Source organism: Erythrobacter sp. KY5 (assembly GCF_003264115.1).
Lineage (GTDB): Bacteria > Pseudomonadota > Alphaproteobacteria > Sphingomonadales > Sphingomonadaceae > Erythrobacter.
Genome location: NZ_CP021912.1, coordinates 2873265 through 2893397, shown reverse-complemented (window position 1 = coordinate 2893397; position 20133 = coordinate 2873265). Strand labels below are relative to the sequence as shown.

Annotated in this window: 22 protein-coding genes and 1 tRNA gene; 13 read left to right on the top strand and 10 right to left on the bottom strand. The window is 60.9% G+C overall.

Features of this window, described 5'->3' with window-relative positions:
- The first annotated feature begins 5 nt into the window (after positions 1–5).
- The 8 genes from CD351_RS13770 to CD351_RS13735 all read left to right on the top strand — a co-directional run bounded on the left by CD351_RS13770 (position 6) and on the right by CD351_RS13735 (position 10924).
- Entirely contained in the window at positions 6–290 is a 285-nt protein-coding gene (locus CD351_RS13770) for a type IV secretion system protein VirB3 (RefSeq protein ID WP_111993170.1), read from the top strand.
- 35 nt (positions 291–325) lie between these two features.
- Complete coding sequence (locus CD351_RS13765) at positions 326–2776, top strand: VirB4 family type IV secretion/conjugal transfer ATPase (RefSeq protein ID WP_111993169.1); 2451 nt, start codon at positions 326–328, stop codon at positions 2774–2776.
- Entirely contained in the window at positions 2773–3960 is a 1188-nt protein-coding gene (locus CD351_RS13760; RefSeq protein WP_111993168.1) for a type IV secretion system protein, read from the top strand. Before CD351_RS13765 ends, CD351_RS13760 begins: the two co-directional genes overlap by 4 nt.
- On the top strand, positions 3957–4802 hold the full coding sequence (locus CD351_RS13755) for a TrbG/VirB9 family P-type conjugative transfer protein (protein ID WP_111993167.1): 846 nt from the start codon (positions 3957–3959) through the stop codon (positions 4800–4802). Before CD351_RS13760 ends, CD351_RS13755 begins: the two co-directional genes overlap by 4 nt.
- Positions 4803–4815: 13 nt before the next feature.
- Positions 4816–5952: a TrbI/VirB10 family protein gene (locus CD351_RS13750; RefSeq protein WP_234027141.1), complete on the top strand. Its 1137-nt coding sequence runs from the start codon at positions 4816–4818 to the stop codon at positions 5950–5952.
- Between the two features lie 21 nt (positions 5953–5973).
- Entirely contained in the window at positions 5974–7023 is a 1050-nt protein-coding gene (virB11, locus tag CD351_RS13745) for a P-type DNA transfer ATPase VirB11 (RefSeq protein ID WP_111993165.1), read from the top strand.
- Between the two features lie 167 nt (positions 7024–7190).
- Entirely contained in the window at positions 7191–9392 is a 2202-nt protein-coding gene (locus CD351_RS13740) for an RNA degradosome polyphosphate kinase (protein WP_111993766.1), read from the top strand.
- Positions 9389–10924, top strand: coding sequence for a Ppx/GppA family phosphatase (locus CD351_RS13735; protein WP_111993164.1), 1536 nt, complete (start codon positions 9389–9391; stop codon positions 10922–10924). The genes CD351_RS13740 and CD351_RS13735 overlap by 4 nt, the downstream gene beginning before the upstream one ends.
- On the opposite strand, the gene CD351_RS13730 is transcribed toward CD351_RS13735, so the two are convergent.
- A complete protein-coding gene (locus CD351_RS13730) occupies positions 10921–11811 on the bottom strand; it encodes a queuosine precursor transporter (RefSeq protein WP_111993163.1) in 891 nt (296 codons plus the stop codon). The two genes, CD351_RS13735 and CD351_RS13730, sit on opposite strands and share 4 nt — an antisense overlap.
- A 72-nt stretch (positions 11812–11883) precedes the next feature.
- Between CD351_RS13730 and CD351_RS13725 the strand changes: the two genes are divergently transcribed.
- Positions 11884–11960, top strand: a tRNA-Arg gene (locus CD351_RS13725).
- Positions 11961–12078: 118 nt separating this feature from the next.
- A complete protein-coding gene (locus CD351_RS13720; RefSeq protein ID WP_162627739.1) occupies positions 12079–12429 on the top strand; it encodes a hypothetical protein in 351 nt (116 codons plus the stop codon).
- Between the two features lie 9 nt (positions 12430–12438).
- Here the strand turns inward: CD351_RS13720 and CD351_RS13715 are convergent, their stop codons facing one another.
- From CD351_RS13715 to leuC, 9 genes are all read right to left on the bottom strand, one after another.
- Positions 12439–13227, bottom strand: coding sequence for an NUDIX domain-containing protein (locus CD351_RS13715; RefSeq protein ID WP_174214274.1), 789 nt, complete (start codon positions 13225–13227; stop codon positions 12439–12441).
- A 286-nt stretch (positions 13228–13513) separates the two neighbouring features.
- Positions 13514–13846: a Grx4 family monothiol glutaredoxin gene (gene grxD, locus CD351_RS13710; RefSeq protein ID WP_111993160.1), complete on the bottom strand. Its 333-nt coding sequence runs from the start codon at positions 13844–13846 to the stop codon at positions 13514–13516.
- Between the two features lie 39 nt (positions 13847–13885).
- Positions 13886–14119, bottom strand: a complete 234-nt coding sequence (locus tag CD351_RS13705) for a BolA/IbaG family iron-sulfur metabolism protein (RefSeq protein ID WP_111993159.1) — start codon at positions 14117–14119, stop codon at positions 13886–13888.
- A 7-nt stretch (positions 14120–14126) separates the two neighbouring features.
- Positions 14127–14450, bottom strand: a complete 324-nt coding sequence (locus CD351_RS13700; RefSeq protein ID WP_111993158.1) for a DUF1476 domain-containing protein — start codon at positions 14448–14450, stop codon at positions 14127–14129.
- A gap of 84 nt (positions 14451–14534) precedes the next feature.
- Complete coding sequence (locus CD351_RS13695; RefSeq protein WP_111993157.1) at positions 14535–15533, bottom strand: NADPH:quinone oxidoreductase family protein; 999 nt, start codon at positions 15531–15533, stop codon at positions 14535–14537.
- 14 nt (positions 15534–15547) lie between these two features.
- Positions 15548–16147 carry a 3-isopropylmalate dehydratase small subunit gene (gene leuD / locus CD351_RS13690; RefSeq protein ID WP_111993156.1) on the bottom strand — a complete coding sequence of 200 codons (600 nt, stop codon included), beginning with the start codon at positions 16145–16147 and terminating at the stop codon, positions 15548–15550.
- A gap of 12 nt (positions 16148–16159) precedes the next feature.
- On the bottom strand, positions 16160–16321 hold the full coding sequence (locus CD351_RS13685) for an isopropylmalate isomerase (protein ID WP_111993155.1): 162 nt from the start codon (positions 16319–16321) through the stop codon (positions 16160–16162).
- A 64-nt stretch (positions 16322–16385) separates the two neighbouring features.
- Positions 16386–16793, bottom strand: coding sequence for an aldehyde-activating protein (locus CD351_RS13680; RefSeq protein ID WP_111993154.1), 408 nt, complete (start codon positions 16791–16793; stop codon positions 16386–16388).
- Complete coding sequence (gene leuC, locus CD351_RS13675) at positions 16790–18223, bottom strand: 3-isopropylmalate dehydratase large subunit (RefSeq protein ID WP_111993153.1); 1434 nt, start codon at positions 18221–18223, stop codon at positions 16790–16792. The genes CD351_RS13680 and leuC overlap by 4 nt, the downstream gene beginning before the upstream one ends.
- A 137-nt stretch (positions 18224–18360) precedes the next feature.
- On the opposite strand from leuC, the gene CD351_RS13670 reads away from it, so the two are divergent.
- From CD351_RS13670 to CD351_RS13660, 3 genes are all read left to right on the top strand, one after another.
- Positions 18361–18759 (top strand): thioesterase family protein, encoded by a 399-nt coding sequence (locus CD351_RS13670; protein ID WP_174214273.1) that lies wholly within the window; start codon positions 18361–18363, stop codon positions 18757–18759.
- Positions 18760–18837: 78 nt separating this feature from the next.
- Positions 18838–19632 carry a fatty acid desaturase gene (locus tag CD351_RS13665; protein ID WP_111993151.1) on the top strand — a complete coding sequence of 265 codons (795 nt, stop codon included), beginning with the start codon at positions 18838–18840 and terminating at the stop codon, positions 19630–19632.
- Positions 19629–20129 carry a sterol desaturase family protein gene (locus CD351_RS13660; protein WP_111993150.1) on the top strand — a complete coding sequence of 167 codons (501 nt, stop codon included), beginning with the start codon at positions 19629–19631 and terminating at the stop codon, positions 20127–20129. Before CD351_RS13665 ends, CD351_RS13660 begins: the two co-directional genes overlap by 4 nt.
- The last annotated feature ends 4 nt before the right edge of the window (positions 20130–20133 follow it).

The following is a 20133-nucleotide window of genomic DNA, read 5'->3' as shown; positions in this document are numbered from 1 at the left end:
CGATCATGAGCGATCTCGTCCGTCATCCGGTTCACCGCACCTTGACCCGCCCACAGATGTTCATGGGCGTGACGATGAATTTCTTCATCATCAACATGATGGTGACGACGATTTCGTTTCTTATCCTGAATTCGTTCTGGATCGTTCCGGTGCCGTTTGTGATGCACGCCATCGGCTATTTTGCTTCGCTGCGCGAACCGCGTATCTTCGACTTGTGGATCACGAAGGTATCGAAATGCCCGCGCATACCGAATTTCCGTCGCTGGGGCTGCAACAGCTACGCGCCATAAGCGGCTTGGTTTCCGCCTCTTAGGGAGGGGCACACATGGTGAAATGGATCGGACCTGCTGCATGGAGTGCCAAGGAAGCGCGCGTCGGCGATCGTCTGCCATATGAGCGGCTGATCGACGAAAGCACCGTGTTATTGCGCGACGGCTCGGTCATGAGCGCGATCCAGGTCCCAGGCCTGTTGTTCGAAACCGAGGATTCCGACGCGCTCAATGCCCACGCGGCCACGCGCGAAGTGGTCTTGCGTTCGACCCTCGATGCGCGCTTCGTGTTATATCACCACGTGATCCGCCGAAGGGTTGAGGTCGAACTCGACGCGGAGTTCCCCGATCCGCTTTCGCGCCATATCAACGCGCGCTGGAAAGAGCGGCTTGCAGGCGGATCGTTGTTCATCAACGATCAGTTCGTCACGCTCATCCGCCGTCCCGCGCGGGGCAAGACCGGCTTGCCTGAACGCATGAGCAAGTTCTTCTCGCGTCAGGGCAAGGAAGAGCTTGAGGCCGACCCCAAGGACATCCGCAGTTTGAAGGCCGCTATCACCGGACTGACCGCTTCGCTTTCGGCCTATGGTGCAGCGGTTCTCGGCGATTATGTCGCACCTGGCTCGAAAGACGGCACCAACTCCGAGATGCTGGAGCTGCTCTCCGCGCTGTATAACGGCGAGATGCGCCCGGTACGACGTCCCGCTGCGGACACCGATATCGGGCACATGCTGCCATATCGCCGCGCGAGCTTCGGGCTCGATGCGATGGAGCTGAAAGGTTCGGGCAAGCTCGATTTCTCCGCGATCATCGGGCTCAAGGATTATCCAGAAGCGACGTCTCCGGGCCTGCTCGATGGACTGCTTCGCTTGCCATACGAGATGGTCGTCACCGAAAGCTACGCGCCAAATGAACGTACGACGGCGCGTGAGCGGATAGACCTCGCGCTGCGTCGTTCACGCTCGGTCGATGAAGAGGCCGCTGCCGAACGCGCCGACATGATGGCCGCGCGCGACGAGCTTGGAAACGGCTCGGTCGGCTTTGGCGATCATCACCTCACCGTTCTGGTGCGTGAGCGCTCGCTCGACCGGCTCGATGACGCGACGGCTGCGGCATCGGCCGCGCTTGCCGATACTGGCGCGATTGCGGTGCGCGAGGACACCAATCTTGAGCCATCCTTCTGGGCACAGTTCCCCGGTAATGAGGAATTCGTGGTGCGCCGCGCGCTCATTTCCTCCGCCAACATGGCGAGCTTCGGCAGCTTCCACGGCTTTGCGCTGGGACAGGCATCGAACAATCATTGGGGCGATGCGGTAACGTTGCTGGAAACGACCAGCGCAACGCCGTTTTTCTTCAATTTCCACCATGGCGATCTGGGCAATTTCTCGGTCATTGGGCCATCTGGCTCGGGTAAGACCGTTGTGATGAACTTCCTCGCCGCGCAGGCGCAAAAGTTCAAACCGCGCACGATCCTGTTCGACAAGGATCGCGGGGCTGAGTTGTTCATTCGCGGGATTGGCGGGCGCTATGACCGCATCAATCCGGGTGAGCCGACCGGCTTTAATCCGCTCGCGCTGCCTGATACTCCTGCGAACAAGGCGTTCCTTCGCGATTGGCTGGGCGTGCTACTGAAGGCCGAGGGACCCGAGGAATACGCGACAATCAGCGCCGCGGTCGACGCGACCTATGCCAACGATCCGAGCCTTCGCCGCCTGCGCCACTTCAAGGAATTGCTGGCCGGTGCACGGCGTCCGGAGCCGGGCGACCTCGCGGACCGGCTTGGAGCGTGGATCGGAAGCCCGTCTGGCGATGGCGGCGAACATGCTTGGCTGTTCGATAACGAGAAGGACGCGTTGGACCTCGACACACGCGTACTCGGTTTCGACATGACGCAGCTCCTAGAAAATCCGCGCCTGCGCACGCCGACCATGATGTATCTGTTCCACCGGATCGATGAGCGTCTGGATGGCGAACCGACCATGATCCTGATCGACGAGGGTTGGAAGGCGCTCGATGACGAGGTGTTTGCCGCGCGCATCCGCGACTGGCTCAAGACGCTTCGTAAACGCAATGCGCTTGTCGGATTCGCGACCCAGTCGGCGCGAGATGCGCTGGAAAGCCGCATTTCGACGGCTCTGGTTGAACAGACCGCGACCATGGTTTTCATGCCGAACAGCCGCGCTCGGCCCGAAGATTACTGCGACGGTTTTGGCCTTACCGATCATGAACTGGCGCTGATCCGCACGTTGCCGGCGCATTCCCGCTGCTTCCTGGTCCGGCAGCCCGATGCGAGCGTGGTCGTGCGGTTGGACCTGTCGGGTGCGCCCGAAGTGCTCACGATCCTGTCGGGCCGAGAGGCATCGGTGCGCCGTCTCGACCTCCTGCGCGAAGCGGTGGGTGACGAACCAAGCGCGTGGTACCCGGCGCTTACCAACAGGGCATGGCCCGATGGTGGGAACGGCGCGGTTGACGAAGACGGCTCGCCCGTCTGGCAGGCTGCGGAATGACGACGACTTGCGACCTTGCTGCCCAGGACCTTGGCACAGGCGTCGCCGCGGCGCTGACTGCGGTTGATTGCATAGCCAGCGAGGTTAGCGAGCAGGCGTTCAACCGCCTGTTCGGTGCCGAAGGGCAGCTTGGCGTTGTGCTGACTGTCCTGCTGACGATGTATGTCGCTTTCTTCGGTTTCAGCTTGATGCTGGGGCGTTCGAACCTGTCGGTTCGCGCAGTCGTTCCCAAGATGATGACAATCGGCCTCGTGCTGACCTTTGCGACCAGTTTCGCCGCGTTCCAGACGGTGTTTTACAATCTGGTTGTCGGCGGCCCTGACCAGATTGCGGGGATCCTGACTGACAGCAAAGGGTCGGCAACCGCTACTTTCGCAACCAAACTGGATATCGTGTTTCTCGCGGTGCAGGAGGCATCGACCGGCCAGACAGACATCAACCTTTTTTCTCCACCGGGGATGATGTGGGCCGGGGCGATGATGCTGCTCTTGGGCACGGTGGGCTTGCTGGTGACGGCGCGGATCGGGATCGCACTATTGCTTGCGGTTGGTCCGATTTTCGTTGTCCTCGCCCTATTCAACGGCACTCGCGGTTTGTTCGTTGGCTGGCTAAAGGGGCTGGTGATGCTCGCACTCGGCCCGCTCTTCGCGGTAGTTGGCGGTTCGATCATGCTCGAACTCGCCGTCCCGATCCTTGCCGCGCTGGTCGCCGTTCCGGGTCAGATAGATCAGCAGGCAGCAATGGGCTTTTTCGTGGTCGGCTTTGTGCACGTGGTGCTGATGCTGATGGCGCTGCTTGTGTCGGCGGTTATGGTCGCGAAGTGGGAAGTGTTCGGCTTTGCGAGGCCTGACAAGGTGCTGGATCGCTCAGCTGAACCTGCCCTCGCAACAGCCCAGGTTGCCGCCGCTACGCAGCCTCGTTCCACGCAAGTTGCCCCGACAGCGTCTGCCAATGCTGCGGCGCAGCGCCGCATCGACGTCAACGTACCGAGCCAGTCGGCAGCGAATGACACCGGCTCCTCTGGCTCGACCACTGTTCGCGAAACGAAGGTGTTCGCGACATCTTCAGGCAGCAGTCAGTCTACGCCGGGTAGCGCGCAGGTTTCGCGCACTCGCGGGATCGGGAACCGGTTCCGTTCGGCAGGTGCCAACAACGCTCTTTCCAAACCGGAGAAGAAACAATGATCCGCGCCGACACTCTTCGGCTCCCCTTGGTCGCACTCGCGATCGCCATCACGCCAGCCACTGCGCTGCCCGTCGCGGCGCAAGAGGCCGAAACCGTGCAGGAGACCTCGCAGGGCGATCCGCGTCTTGTGACGGTGATCTTCGATGAGACCCGCGTCTACACCATCAACGGCAAGGTCCGGGTGCAGACAACGATCAAGTTCGCGCCTGACGAATCGATCCAGAATGTCGGCATCGGAGACAGCAATTCCTGGCAGGTTCAGCCCAATCAGGCTCAGTCGATCCTGTTTGTGAAGCCGTTGGAAGCAAGTGCGCGCACCAATATGACGGTCGTGACGAGCAAGCGAACCTATCTGTTCGATCTGGTGGCGAGCCCGCGCAACGCGCCGCTTTACGTGATGCAGTTCCGCTATCCCGAGCTCGAGAAAGCGGCCGAGGAGGCGGCACTCGCTGCTGCCGCTTCGGAGCAACGCGAAGAGGCCAACGCGGTAGAACTCGCCGCTGCAAACGATCCTTATGCCGTTGCTGATCCCGCAATGCTCAATTTCGCATGGGCGGGCGAGGGCAAGAGCGAGCTTCTGCCTGCGCGCACCTATGACGATGGCGAAGCGGTGTTCCTCACATGGCCCGCAGGAACCGCCATTCCGGCTATCCTGATTACCAACGATCAGGGCGATGAAGGCCCTGCCAATTTCACCGTGCGCGGCGATACGGTCGTGCTCGACATGGTTCCGAGCGAAATCATCCTGCGCTCGGGCAACGATAGTGCTACACTGACCAACAACGGCCCGGCGCCATCGCGCCAGGTCAGCGCCGCGAGCAATCGCGGTCGCGGATCATGAGGGAGATGAAGTAATGCGTCTTGCCATGCGTCTTCCGCCCAAGAAGGGCGAAAACGGTAACACTGAGGCCGGCGATCCGCGCGACGGTGAATCCGCTGAGGTTATCGATCTTGCGAGCCGTAATGGCTATTCCGCGGTTGCCGAGCGGAAGACCAAAACCGAAGGACTCGGGCTTGCTGCTGGTGTCGCGATTGTCGGATTGCTGGGGGCGACAACGTTCTGGGCGATGACCGCGGCGGAACTGCCAGAGGCCGAAGCAACGGGCGGAGTTGGCGCGCAGCCAGCTCAGGCCGCAGCCGTGCCTGCCACGCAGCCGGCGGTAGCTCCGGTTCCTGCCCCTGTCGTTGCGCGGCCAGATCCGGCACCTGCGCCGATCCTCGCCAATCCGCCTGCTGTTGCAATTGGACCGGGGACCAATCCGTTCGCCAGCCCGACGATGATTTACGATGCAAGCCGCAACGCGCTCAACGCGCAGGCGGCCGGAACGGCGCCCGGTGCGGTGGCCGCCACTGGCCCCGGTGCCGGTGATTCCGGTGCCATCGGCTCGGCAGCAGCGTTTGCTAGCGCAGTTGGCGGTGTCGGCGGCGCTCCGGCGCAGGCTCGCCCGATGGTCAATCCGGCCACGACTGTGACCGAAGGGACCATGATCCCGGCGGTGCTCGAAACCGCGATCAACACCGATGTGCCGGGCTATGTCCGCGCAGTTGTGAGCCAGGACGTACGCAGCTTTGATGGCACGAATGTGCTCATCCCGCGCTCTTCGCGCTTGATCGGCCAGTACCAGTCGGGCGTCCAGCAGGGTCAAAAGCGCGCCTATGTGATCTGGACCCGATTGATCCGCCCGGACGGCGCTTCGGTTAACATCGCCTCTCCGGCAGTGGCGTTCGATGGGACCACGGGCCTTGAAGGCGATGTGAACAACCACTTCTTCCGCCGCTTCGGTTCGGCCATGCTCTTGTCAGTAGTCGGCGGGCTTGGCGCGATTGCCACGGGCGGGACTTCGGTTGTACTCGGCGGCGCTGGTCAGAGCGCTGCCAGCATTGCGGCGCAGCAGGACGGCCAGATTAGCCCGACCATTCGCGTGCGCATGGGTGAACCGATCCGGGTGTTTACGGCGCGTGATCTTGACTTCACCGGCGTGGCCGAGTGATCTGAGCGAAAGCCGAGCGTCATGACAGCCGAGATACATCCGCTTCCCTCAGGTGCTGGTCAGTCCGGCGCCGCGCAGGAAACGGAGGCGTCGGACGCTTCGCAAAACCCGATTGGAGGCGAGCGCAGCGTCTATCTCGACGCCTATCTCGCACCGTTCAAACGTTGGCTCGACCGGGATACCGTGACCGAGATCATGGTCAACGAACCCGGCGAGGTCTGGGTGGAGGACGCATCAAACCCGGGCATCAAGAAAATCATCACTCCGGAAATAGATGATCGCCTGGTTCAGCGGCTTGCCGAGCAGGTGGCGCGGGTTAGCCATCAAGGCATCAATCGCGAACACCCGCTTTTGGGCGCAACACTGCCCGATGGTGCACGCATTCAGTTCTGCGGCCCTCCCGCAAGCCGCAAGCATTGGGTCATGGCGATCCGTCGCCACCGCCGTCTTGATCTGCCACTCGATGCCTATGACACCGGCCCGCTTGCAGGCGAGCAGGTGATCGACCTGCCTGACCCGCAGTTTCAGCCGATCGAATATCTGCGCGAAGCCATCCGACATCGTCGCACGATCCTTATATCCGGCGGGACCAGCACGGGCAAAACGACCTTCCTCAACGCCATGCTCGGCGAAATCCCGCGCGAGGAGCGTGTAGTGCTTGTCGAGGATACGCCCGAGCTCAAATTTCCGGGCGAAAACTCGGTCGGGCTTGTCGCTGTGAAAGGCGAACTCGGCGAAGCCAAGGTCACGCCCAACGAATTGCTTCAGGCAGCCCTTCGGCTTCGCCCTGACCGGATTGTCCTGGGTGAACTTCGCGGCGCGGAAAGCGTCTCCTTCCTTCGCGCGATCAATACGGGCCATCCAGGCAGCTTTTCAACCATCCACGCCAATTCACTACGAGGGGCGCTCGAGCAATTGTCGCTCATGGTTATGCAGACCGGGATCGGACTGACGCGCAGCGACACGATTGCCTATGCTGCCAGCGTGATCGACGTGATCGTCCAGCTTGGCCGTGATGCAAATGGGAAGCGCGGCATCACGGCAATCGCAGATAGTCGCTCATTGGTTTGAAGCCGGGCGCGTCGGTTTGCGTGCCGACCAAATTGACAATCGTGTGACAAGGGCGTTTGCGTGATTTACACCTCGCTTGCGTGCGAACATTGGGCGCGTGCGAGGCGCATTGAATGGAACGCGACGGTGCGCTTGAACAGCCTTGTGGAGCTTCGATAGAAACGCGAATGAGCAGCCAGCCTATCACCGACGATCAGACCGTTTCGGCCGCTTCCCCGCCGTCCGTCCCTCCTGCGACCATCGCACCGGGCGGCGAGGCATATTTCAATCGCGAATTGTCCTGGCTCGCCTTTAACGAGAGGGTTTTGGCGGAGGCCTGTAACGAGCGTTACCCGCTCCTCGAACGGCTTCGTTTCCTGTCGATTTCAGGCAGCAATCTCGACGAGTTCATGATGATTCGCGTCGCTGGTCTCGTGGGGCAGGCTCAGCGCGGTATCGAGAAGCCCGCGATCGACGGGCGCACTCCGACCCAGCAATTGAGCGCCATTCGTGAGAAGCTGGCCGAATTGTCGACGCGTCAGCAGGATATCTGGCGCAATCTGCATTCGCGCCTTGCCGAAGCCGACATTCACATTGCCGACGAACAGCGCGTAAAGCCTGCCGCTCACAAGTGGCTTGAAGCCTTCTTCCTCGAAGAAATCCTTCCCGTCATTACGCCGCAAGCGCTTGACCCGGCGCACCCCTTTCCCTTTGTCCATAATGAAGGGATGGGTCTGCTCTTCACGCTCACGCGCGATGCGGATCAGGAACAGATCATTGAAATGATCCTGATCCCGACCGCACTGCCGCGTTTCGTCCGCGTGCCAGGAGACATCGCCGGGGCAGGCGAGGCACTCTATATCTCGATCGCCAGTCTGATTCAGCGTTACGCGAAGAAGCTGTTTCCCGGTTTTACCATCGAAGGCGACGGCCTGTTTCGCGTCCTGCGCGACAGCGATATCGAGATCGAGGAAGAGGCCGAGGATCTGGTGCGCACTTTCCGCAGCGCCATCCAGCGTCGCAGGCGCGGCCAAGTGATCCAGCTGGAGCTGGAAGAAGACTTCGACCCTCAGGGCGAGGAAATCCTGCTTCAGCAATTGGGTGTGCACGAAGCGGCGGTAATCAAGACCGATGGAATGATCGGGATCGATGGCCTTGCCGAGATCGTCGACGAGGACCGGCCTGACCTCAAGTTCGACGCCTATTCGCCGCGTTATCCCGAACGCATCCGGGAACATGATGGCGATGCCTTCTCTGCAATTCGCGAGAAGGACATCGTGATCCACCACCCCTACGAGAGTTTCGAAGTGGTGGTCGATTTCATTCGCCAGGCCGCCGCCGACCCTGATGTCGTTGCGATCAAGCAGACGCTGTACCGCGCAGGCTCTCAGTCCGCAGTCATTAGCGCGCTGATTGAGGCGGCAGAGAACGGCAAGTCGGTTACTGCCGTGGTGGAGCTCAAGGCGCGCTTTGATGAGGAACAGAACCTCAAATGGGCGACCAAGCTTGAACGCGCCGGGGTGCAGGTCATCTACGGGTTCACCGACTGGAAAACCCACGCAAAGGTCGCGATGGTGGTGCGGCGTGAGGAAAGCGGATTTCGCACGTACTGCCATTTCGGGACCGGAAATTATCACCCGATCACCGCCAAGATTTACACCGATATGAGCTTCTTCACCGCAGATCCCAAACTGGGGCGCGATGCGGCGAAGATGATGAATTTCGTGACCGGTTATGTCGAACCGCACGAGCTTGAGATGATCTCGATCGCTCCTCTCGACCTGCGCGAGGAAATCTACAGGCGGATCGACATTGAAATATCCAACGCGCGAAGGGGCAAGCCGGCTGCGATCTGGATGAAGTGCAATCAGATCACGGATGAAGGCGTGATCGACCGCCTCTATGCCGCCAGCGATGCAGGTGTGCGGGTGGACCTGGTCGTGCGCGGCATTTGCTGCCTGCGCCCCGGTGTCGAAGGGTTGTCCGAAAACATCCGTGTGAAATCCATAATCGGCCGTTTTCTGGAACATTCACGAATTTACGCTTTCGCCAATGGCCGAGCGATGCCGGGGCCAAATGCGCGCCTTTACATCTCCTCAGCCGACCTCATGGGGCGAAACCTCGACCGCCGGGTGGAATCTCTGATCCCGATCACCAATCGGACCGTGCACGATCAGATCTTGCAGCAGGTTCTGCTCGCCAACATGCTCGATACTGAACAAAGCTGGTGGCTCCATGCCGATGGTAGCTATTCGCGGGTCGAAACCGATGGAAAGCCGTTCAATTGCCACCGGTACTTCATGACCAACCCATCCTTGTCCGGGCGAGGCGGCGCGCTGGAGGCAGGCGCAGTGCCCAAACTCACCTTGCGCCGGGGGCGTGCTGGATGAGCTCCAAGCGCAGGCGTGCCGAGCGCGACGGGACTTTTGGCGGTGCAACGCCGGGTCGCGCGATTATCGACATCGGTTCCAACACAGTGCGCATGGTGATCTACGGCGGCACCATGCGCGCGCCGACAGTGCTGCTCAACGAGAAGGTGAGCCCGCGACTTGGCCGTGACATTGCCACCGACGGTAAGCTTGCCGACGAGGCAATCGACCTTGCGATGCGCGGGCTCAAGCGCTTTGCGTTGTTGCTAGAAGATCTCGGCGTCGATGATGTCGAAACGGTCGCGACCGCTGCGGTTCGCGAAGCAAGCAATGGCGCAGAGTTTGTTGCCGAACTCAGGAAACTCGGTTTCCAGCCACGTATCATCTCGGGCGAGGAAGAAGCCTGTCTGAGCGCAAACGGTGTCGCAGGCGCTTTTCCCGGCGCAACCGGAACCGTTGCCGATCTGGGTGGCGGCAGTCTTGAACTCGTCAGTGTCGTGAACGGTCAGCCCGGCGATGCGGTTTCGCTGCCTCTGGGGACGCTGCGTCTGCCTGAATATAGAGGCGATTCGCGCAGTGCGATGCGCAAGGCGATCGAGAAAGCGCTGAAGAAGGGCGCGCCTCGAATAGAAAAGGGGCAGCCGCTCTATCTTGTTGGCGGCACGCTGCGCACGATGGCGGTTTACGCGATGCAGGAGCAAGGGCACCCGCTTTCGGACCCGCATGGCTTCATGCTCGAACCTGACGAAGCCAAGGCTCACATCGGGAAGGCTCTTGCTAAAGAGACCGTTGATAGCCTCAAGGAGCGCGACCGAATCTCAGCAATGCGCGCTGAGAAGCTGCCCGACGCGTCAGTGCTGGCCGAGGCGATGCTGTCACGTTTTGACCCGAGTTGCCTGATATTCTCATCCTGGGGCCTGCGCGAAGGTTTGCTGTACGACCGGCTGCCCGATCACGCGAAAGCACAGGACCCGCTGCTCGCTGGCGTGGGTGTGTTCGCCACTCAGCGCGGCGCTCCTCAAACGCTCGCTGCTCGCATCGCGGGCTGGACTGTCGATGCCGCCCCGACGCAAAAGCACGGTTCAGAGCGGTTGAGACTGGCCGCGACGATGCTCGCGCTCGCTTCTATGCAGATTGAGCCGAACATACGCCTGCCACAGGCGATCGATTGGGCGCTGCACAAACGTTGGATCGCGGTCAGCAGCAAGGACCGGGCCATGCTCGCCGCTGCCATCGCTGCGAACGGCAACGCTGCTGAATTGCCAGGCGAAGTCCGCGAGCTTGCTAGCGAAGAGGCGCTGGACGAGGCGATGTGCTGGGGACTTGCCGTGCGGCTTGCCCGCCGATTGGGCGCGCGATCGCGCCGCTCGCTTCAGGTCAGCCGGCTACTGGTGGAGGACAAAACGCTGATCCTGCGCCTGGCCGAAAGCCACTCGGACCTGTTCGGCGTTCCGACCGAAAAGGATATGAAACTGCTCGCTGGGAAGCTCGACCTCGATTGGAAGGTCGATATCATTCCTGATGATGAGCTTCTTGAGAACGAGCTGATCTAGCCTGCCGACTTGGTTTCCTTGCCAGAGAAGGGCGAGAAATCGGTATCGGTGTCGAACAAGTCGACACCTTCGGCCTTCTTCAGTTTGCCGACCACCAGATAAGTCACAGGCGTCAGCGCCGCTTCCCAGATTACTTTGAGCAGCCAGTTCGTGATCATCACGGTAATGACCGCCTCTGTGGTCCAGATGCCCAGGAAAGCGACAGGGTAGAAGATCAGGCTGTCGACGCCCTGACCGACGACTGTTGAGCCGATCGTGCGGGTCCATAAGGCGCGGCCTTGTGCCCAGACTTTCATCTTCGCCATGACATAGGAATTGACGAATTCACCTGCCCAGAAGGCAGTGATGGACGCGAGCACGATCCGCCACGTGCTGCCAAACACGCTTTCATAGGTTTGCTGGCAGATCGAGCCTGTAGGGCCATCGGGATCGGTGGTGGAGGTGAGAGGGCCTTGACCGTCAAACCCGCTCGCTCCGCAGGCCCACCCGTCAAACGCAGGAAGGCTGACCACGACATAACTCATGAAGGCGAGGAAGAGCATCGCTGCAAAGCCCGTCCAGATGACCCGGCGTGCTCGTGCAAATCCATAAATCTCGGTCAGAATGTCGCCGATGACGTAGCCAAGCGGGAAGAACAGAATGCCCGCACCATAGATGAAGACCCCGTCAGGGGCGGGCCACCATCCGCTAGGCCAAAAGCTCACTTCGACGAATGTCAGCTTGGCTGCACCGATGATATTCGACAGCAGCAGGATCGCGACGAAGGCCGCCATAACGAAATCGTAATATCGGAACGTAATCGGCGCACGGCTGGTCGCCTGAATGCCATCACCGGGGTCGCGGTCGAAAGCGGCGCCACGATCGGCCGGGTCGGATGCGTTTTCCATATGCGCGGGCACTAGCGCGATTCCCTTTGTCCGCAAAGCGCGCTAATGGGGGCCGATTCCGCACAGGAATGCGCGCCCGTAGCTCATCTGGATAGAGCGCGAGACTTCTAATCTTGAGGCAGCAGGTTCGAGTCCTGCCGGGCGCGCCACTCTTTTATCGCAGCTGATGCACGGCCTGTGGCGCGACAGGCCACGCTGCGCGGCGAGTCCGCTCACGTTCATGTCGGGATGACAAATGTAGTCATCGAAGCAAACAGGAGACTCACCGTGACCCGTATCCTTGCCGCCTCACTGGCTGTCGCCGGAATTCTCGTCTCTGCGCCGCTCGCCGCGCATGACCGCGAGATCGTGGTTGAGCGTTACCGCTCGCTGCCGCCGTCTCCGAACAATTTCTCGAACAAGTGGTGGGTCGACTACCAGACCGACATCAGCGAAGCGCGCCGCGAACTACGCAGCGATTTGCGACGAGCAACCGATGCAGAAGATCGTTTCGATGCGCGCCGCGAATATGAGCGAGAGCTCGAAGATGCGCGATACGACTACGAGAAAGAGATGCTCGAGCGAGGCTACCGCGTCGTTAGTTTCCGCGAAAACCGGTTTCGAATGGCCCGGCGCTAGGTCAGGCGGCTACCCGCGAGCGACCGTTTCAAGCAACTCCGACGTGATCGGGTAGCCGGCATCTTCCATGATGGTCAGCATGGGTTGAGCGCCAGTCGTGTCGATGCGCGGTACGATGGTCTTGACCGGGATCGCTTCGGCCTGCGCTCGTGCCTCTTGGAAACTTGCAAACAGGTCAAGGCGCTCAAGATTTCGCCTTGTCGGAAAGATAAGCTTGATCTCGCCTTTTTCAGCCATTTCGAGCGCACCTTTTGCGCTGGTCCAGAACAGACGGGTATTTTCGGAATTGTCGATCGAGATGTCGACTTCGCCAGTGCCCAGATCAGCGAGATAGAACCGGGTGTCGTAAACGCGCGCAAGGTTCTCGTTCTTCGGAAACCAGCGCGCAAAAGGGACAATCTGATCAAGGTCGAGAGACCATCCAAAGGCATCGAGCACCGGTTGAAGCTCATTGCGCATTTCAAGCATTGCGCGCGCCTTCGCGGCCTTCGATGCGTCGATATCGCCTGAAAGCCCCAAAGCGAGCCCGGTTTCCTCGAGCGTTTCGCGGATCGCGGCAATCTGATGGGCGGCCTCGTCCGGCGTGATGTCCCCGCCCGATCGCGACGCTGCGATCTCACCGAGCGCGAAGTCTTCCGGATCAACCCGGCCACCGGGGAAGACCGCCATCCCGCCAGCAAACACCATCGTGCGCGAACGGACGGTCATCAGCACCTGAGGAGCACCGCCTTCAGGATCGTTTCGGAAAATGATGATGGTGGCGGCAGGAATACCATGCGGTGCGGATTCGCTTGTCATGGCAACTGTGATGACGTGGCTTCGCCAGATTGCCAAGGGCAGTGAGCGGCGGTGTCGGACTCTTTTACAGCCCGGCCAAAGATTAAGGATCGCTAACCATCAAAAGAGGCACAATTCCGCGGCTTCGCAGTTTTGGCACGGACGGTGCATAAAGGAATGCGAAGAAAGTGGTCTTCGAATTGAGGTGCGGCCTTCCTGGTCTCTGGGTCTCACCTCCTCAAAGAAAAAGCCGCCTCGCATTACCTGTTGCGAGGCGGCTTTTTTCTTTGCCGATCGGGTGAAGCGATCAGCTTTCGATCTTGGTGACGTTTTTCTCGTCCATCATCTGCTGAAGTTCGCCCGCTTCGAACATCTCCATCATGATGTCGCTACCGCCGACAAACTCGCCCTTCACATAAAGCTGGGGGATGGTGGGCCAGTCGGAGAAAGTCTTGATCCCCTGACGCACTTCCATGTCCTGCAGCACGTCGACGCTTTCATACTGGACGCCGCAATGATCGAGTATAGCGACGGCGCGACTTGAAAAGCCGCATTGCGGGAAGAGCGGAGTGCCCTTCATGAACAGTACGACGTCGTTGTCGCCGACGAGGGTGGAAATGCGGGTGTTGATATCAGCCATGGTGGAGGGCCTTCGTTCTGCGAGTTCTGGTGTCGAAAGCTACGTGGGGACCACGGTGGTCACTTGCAAGGCATGCAGTTCGCCGCCCATGCGTCCGCCAAGCGCTGCGTAGACCATCTTGTGCTGCTGCACCCGGGACTTGCCGACGAATTGCGGAGCGGTAACAACCGCTGCCCAGTGGTCGTTATCCCCCGCAAGGTCGGTGAGTTCGATGCTTGCGCCGGGCAGGGCAGCGAGGATCGCCGCTTCGATATCTGGGCCGGTCATGGGCATAATGCGATCAGCTTTCGCTCATGTACTGGCGTTTGGCTTCGATCGCCTTCTCTTCGAGCTTGGCCCGGATGTCGGCTTCGCTGACATCGGCGTCCGCAGCGGTGAGATCGCCCAGAAGCTTGCGGATCACGTCCTCATCGCCCGCTTCCTCGAAATCGGCCTGAACGACCGCTTTCTTATAGGCTTCGGTTTCTTCGGGCGTGAGGTTCATGACCCCGGCCGCCCATTCGCCCAGCAAGCGGTTGCGGCGTGCCGCGATCTTGAAGGCAGTTTCTTCGTCGAGTGCGAACTTGGCCTCTTCGGCGCGTTCGCGGTCTTTGAAATCGGTCATGGTGATCCCCTTGGATGATACCTGTTCGAAATAGGGTCGGTGAGGGCGCGCGGCAACAGGCTTTCGCCATGCCGCGCCATCAATTCAGCCCATTGTTACGACAAGCTTGCCCACCGCCTCACGGTTTTCCAGCTTCGCGATTGCATCGCCTGCGCGTTCGAGAGGGAAGGTTTCCGACACCAGCGGGTCGATCTTGCCTTCCTTCATGAGCGCGAAAAGCTCCTTCACCTGTTCGACGAACTTGGCAGGTTCGCGTGCGGTGAAGGCTCCCCAGAATACCCCGCAAATGTCGCAGGACTTGAGGAGCGTAAGGTTGAGCGGCATCTTCGCGATACCGGCCGGGAAACCGACAACCAGAAACCGACCTTCCCATGCAATCGAACGCAGGGCAGGTTCGGAATACTGGCCGCCCACGATGTCGTAGACGATGTTGGCGCCGGTGGGGCCGCATGCTTCCTTGAACTTGTTGGCGAGTTCCTTGGAGGCCGCTTTGTCCATTTCCTCGCGCGGATAGATCACCACCTCGTCAGCGCCGGCCTTGCGGGCGACTTCGCCCTTGGCTTCGCTCGATACCGCAGCAACAACGCGCGCGCCGAACGCCTTGGCAAGCTCGACCGCCGAGAGGCCCACGCCGCCCGCCGCGCCGAGCACGAGCACGACATCGCCTTCCTTGATGTGTCCACGATCCTTGAGGCCGTGGATCGTCGTGCCATAGGTCATCAGCAGCGAGGCCGCCTTTTCATGCGGCACCCCGTCGGGCACCGGGAACATGCGATTGGCCGGCACGATAGCCTTTTCGCGAAGCCCTCCATTGCCGATCCCGGCCATCACGTTGTCGCCAACCTTGAAGCCTTCGACACCTTCGCCAACCGCTTCGATCACGCCTGCGATCTCGCCGCCCGGTGAGTAGGGTCGCTCGGGCTTGAACTGGTACAGGTCGCGGATCATCAGCGTGTCGGGATAGTTGATCGCGCAAGCCTTCACCGCGACCAGCACTTCGCCTTTGCCGGGCTTGGGCGTTTCGATCTCGTCGAGCGTCAGCGTCTCAGGACCGCCGACTTCGTGCGTGCGGATGGCTTTCATGTGAGGTCTCTCCCTTAGATATTGGTGCCGGTCGCAATCCACGCATGAGCGGAACTGCGGCGGTCTTCGAATGTGGTGATCGCGTCGCTGCTTTCGAGCGTCAGCGACACTTCATCAAGCCCGCCGAGAAGGCAGTGCTTGCGAAACGGATCGATCTCGAAGGTGAAGCGGTCCTGGAACGGCGTGGTGACGGTCTGGTTTTCGAGGTCGACGGTGATCTCGTGACCGTCCTTTGCGACTTCCATCAGCCGGTCGATCACTTCCTGCGGCAGGACGACGGGCAGGATGCCGTTCTTGACCGCATTGCCTGAGAAGATGTCCGAATAGCTCGGCGCGATCACGGCGCGAATGCCGAGGTCGAGGATCGCCCATGCCGCGTGTTCCCGGCTCGACCCGCAACCGAAATTGTCGCCCGCGATCAGGATCGGCGCGCCCTTGTAGGCGGGATCGTCAAAGACATTGCCTTCATCCGCGCGGATGGTTTCGAAAGCGCCTTCGCCAAGCCCTTCGCGGCTGATCGTCTTCAGCCACTTTGCCGGGATGATGATGTCGGTGTCGACATTCTTTGCGCCGAAGGGGATTGCGCGTCCTTCGACCTGCGAGATGGGATCCACTTTCCCGCCCCCTTAGTCGGTTTCCGGCGGCTCGCCCGATGGAATTGTGCCGATCTGCTTTGGCTCGTTCTTCTTGTCCTTTGAGCGCTTACCAGCATAGAGCAGTGCGGCGGCAATTGCTGCGGAACCGATGGCACCTGCGGCGGCGATGGCGGCTTTGGAAGTCTTGGTCATTGGTGTCTCATGGTGAGGGGTGGGGGGAAAGGCAAGGGATAGGTGAGTGGTAACGGTCCTCTTGTCAGGCGATCAGCACATCTTGACCGATGACGCCTCTTTCGCGTCGTTCGCGGATTTCTGATACACCATCCCAGCCAAGGCCGTCCATGAAGCGGGCTTCAATACCGGCGACCTCTGACGGATTGAAAAGCCGCATATTGGCTCCCATACGGTCCACTTGCGAAGCGTCGCTGGCAATCCAGTGGGTCGTCACGGCGCAGTGGCTGCATGAATGGAGTTCGACCATCGGATCGTCGATATCGCCGCGCTGGAAGCAATCCGTTTCGCCGTTTACGATCAGCGCGCCTCGTGCAAAATAGCTCCATGCTGCGCCGCTTTTGCGGCACAGATTGCAATCGCAAAAGGTGATCGAGGTGGGGCGCTCGGGCAGGGTGATCGTCACGCGGTCGCAGAGGCATGAGGCCTTCATCCAGTCAGTTCCCTCACATCCGCCAGCCTTCCGGCGATCGCTGCCGCCGCTGCCATTGCGGGGGAGACGAGGTGCGTGCGAGCGCCGGGGCCCTGACGACCCACGAAGTTGCGATTGCTGGTCGAGGCGCAGCGCTCGCCTGCGGGGACCTTGTCGGGGTTCATGCCGAGGCAGGCCGAGCAGCCCGGCTCGCGCCATTCGAAGCCGGCATCGGTGAAGATGCGGTCCAGCCCTTCTTCCTCCGCCTGGCGCTTCACCAGACCCGATCCGGGGACGACGATGGCCCAGCGCACATTGTCCGCCTTGTGGCGACCCTTGAGCACTTTTGCCGCGGCGCGCAGATCCTCGATCCGGCTGTTGGTGCAGCTGCCGATGAAGACGTTCTCGATGGAAACCTCGGTCATTGGCGTGCCGGGGGTGAGGCCCATGTAATCGAGGCTCTTGGCTGCCGCCGCCTGTTTCGATGGGTCGGCGAAGCTGCTTGGCGAGGGGACTGAGCCGGTTATCGGCAATACGTCTTCGGGGCTGGTGCCCCACGTGACTGTCGGCGCGACGTCGGCGGCGTCGATGGTGACCGACTTGTCGAACCGCGCGCCGTCATCGGTGTGCAGCGTCTTCCAGTATTCGACCGCCTGTTCCCACGCCTCGCCCTTGGGCGACATGGGGCGGCCCTTAAGGTAGAGGAACACGGTTTCGTCGGGTGCGATCAGGCCGGCGCGCGCGCCGGCCTCGATGCTCATGTTGCAAACGGTCAGACGCTGTTCGACACTCATCTCTTCAAAGACACGGCCACGATATTCGATCACATGGCCTGTACCACCGGCTGCACCGATCACTCCGATGATGTGCAGGATCAGGTCCTTGGCGGTCACTCCGGGGCCAAGTTCGCCGTCGACCCGCACCTCCATCGACTTGGAGCGCTGGAGCAGCAGCGTTTGCGTCGCAAGCACATGCTCGACCTCGCTCGTCCCGATCCCGAAGGCCAGCGCTCCGAGGCCGCCATGGCTGGCCGTATGGGAATCGCCGCAGACGATGGTTGTGCCGGGAAGCGAGAAGCCCTGTTCCGGGCCGACCACGTGGACGATCCCCTGCTCTGCGTCGGCATCGCCGATATAGCGGATCCCGAAATCGGGCGCGTTGCGTTCAAGCGCGGCGAGCTGTGCCGCGCTCTGCGGGTCTTCGATCGGCACCTTGCCGCCCGCCGCATCGCGCCGCGCGGTGGTTGGCAGGTTGTGATCGGGGACCGCGAGTGTGAGTTCGGGACGGCGCACCGTGCGTCCCGCCAGACGCAGCGCCTCGAAGGCCTGCGGGCTCGTCACCTCATGGACGAGATGGCGGTCGATATAGATGATCGCGGTTCCATCATCGCGGGTTTCGACCACGTGGTCGTCCCAGATCTTGTCGTAGAGAGTGCGCGGTTTGCTGGCCATCGGAAGGGGTCTTTCGGATCTTTCGAGCTATGCGTTAGCGTCGGGCTGAGGCTTGAAGCAAGCCGCACTCTGATTTCGATGCGATTTCGGTGCAGTTTGTCATGGCAATGCAGGGTTTCTTACGCTAACTGACATTCATGTCAGCAATGCCCTTCCGCTTTCCCATCACCGTTACCCCTGAAGACATCGACTTCATGGGGCACGTCAACAATGCGCGATACCTCAACTGGGTGCAGGATGCGGTGCTGGCGCATTGGCAGGGCCTTGCTCCGGCGGAAGAGGTCGCGTCCAAGGCCTGGGTCGCTCTCAAGCATGAGATCACGTACCGCAAGCCCGCCTTTCTCGAAGACGATGTCATCGCGCAGACCGTGCTCGAACGCTTCAACGGGGCACGCGCGTTCTATCATACGGTGATCCGCCGCGGTGAAGACGTGCTGGCCGAGGTGCAATCGAGCTGGTGCTGCATCGATGCCCAAACGCTGCGCCCCGCTCGCATCGGAGAGCATCTGCGCGAGTTCTTCTTCCCCGAAGATTGAGCCTCTACAAGCGATTGTACAGGCGCGCCCGGCTCCCCTATACGCAACCCGATGGCCGCCCCTAGCGTATCTACCAGCATGAGCGAGCAACGCTTCACCTTGCCTTTTCGCAGCGCACAGGGGCCGATTGGCCTTGCGCTTGCCGCGCTGATCGCTGGCGGCTGGCTGGGCATCCATGCCTATGCGATGTTCGTGTTCGAGCTTTCGTGGTCGAACCTGCCCTTCGCGATCCTCATGGCTGCGGTGCAATGCTGGCTTTCGGTGGGCGTATTCATCGTCTGCCACGACGCCATGCATGGCAGCCTGATGCCCGGTCGCGGGCGCATCAACGCGGCGATCGCCACGGTTCTGCTGTTCCTCTATGCAGGCTTTGCATGGCGCACCTTGCGCGATGCGCATCACACACATCACCGGCTCGCCGGGCACAAGGGCGATCCCGACTTTGACGAGGACAATCCGTCGAGCTTCCTTCGGTGGTACTGGACCTTCTTCAAACGCTACTTCGGCTGGCAGTCGCTGGTCTTCGTGCACACGGTGGTCGGCATTTACTGGCTGGTGCTGGGCATTCCGATGGTCCAGATCGTGCTGCTTTACGGAGCGCCTGCGCTGCTTTCCTCGCTTCAGCTGTTCTATTTCGGCACCTACCGCCCGCATCACCATGCCGATGCGAAGCCGTTTGCCGACAAGCACAATGCGCGCACCGATGGCTTTTCGACCCTGACGAGCCTTTTGACCTGCTTCCATTTCGGTTATCATCTGGAGCATCACCATCGGCCCGATGTGCCGTGGTGGGCGCTGCCTGCTGCCCGGCGGGCAGGGGTGGTCGAACAGTCATATGAGACAGGAACCGTGAGGAAGGAGATCGCAGCATGAGTTGGCCCGCAGCCATCGCCGTCACGCTTGGCGCGCTGATCTTCATGGAGTTCTTTGCATGGTACGCTCACAAGTACATCATGCATGGCTGGGGCTGGGGATGGCACCGCGACCATCACGAACCGCACGACAACAAGCTTGAAAAGAACGACCTTTTCGCGGTCGTCTTCGGCACGATCAACGCAGGGATGTACATCTTCGGCGCGATCTATTGGGACGCGCTGTGGTGGGCGGCGCTCGGCGTCAACCTCTACGGCGTGATCTACGCTCTCGTTCACGACGGCCTCGTCCATCAGCGTTTTGGCCGGTACGTGCCCAAGAACGCCTATGCCAAGCGGTTGGTGCAGGCGCACCGCCTCCATCATGCCACCATCGGCAAGGAAGGCGGGGTCAGTTTCGGCTTCGTACTCGCGCGCGATCCGGCCAAGCTCAAGGCCGAGCTCAAGCGCCAGTCCCAAAGCGGCGAGGCTATCGTCCGCGAAAGCGCCGGGGCCTGATCGG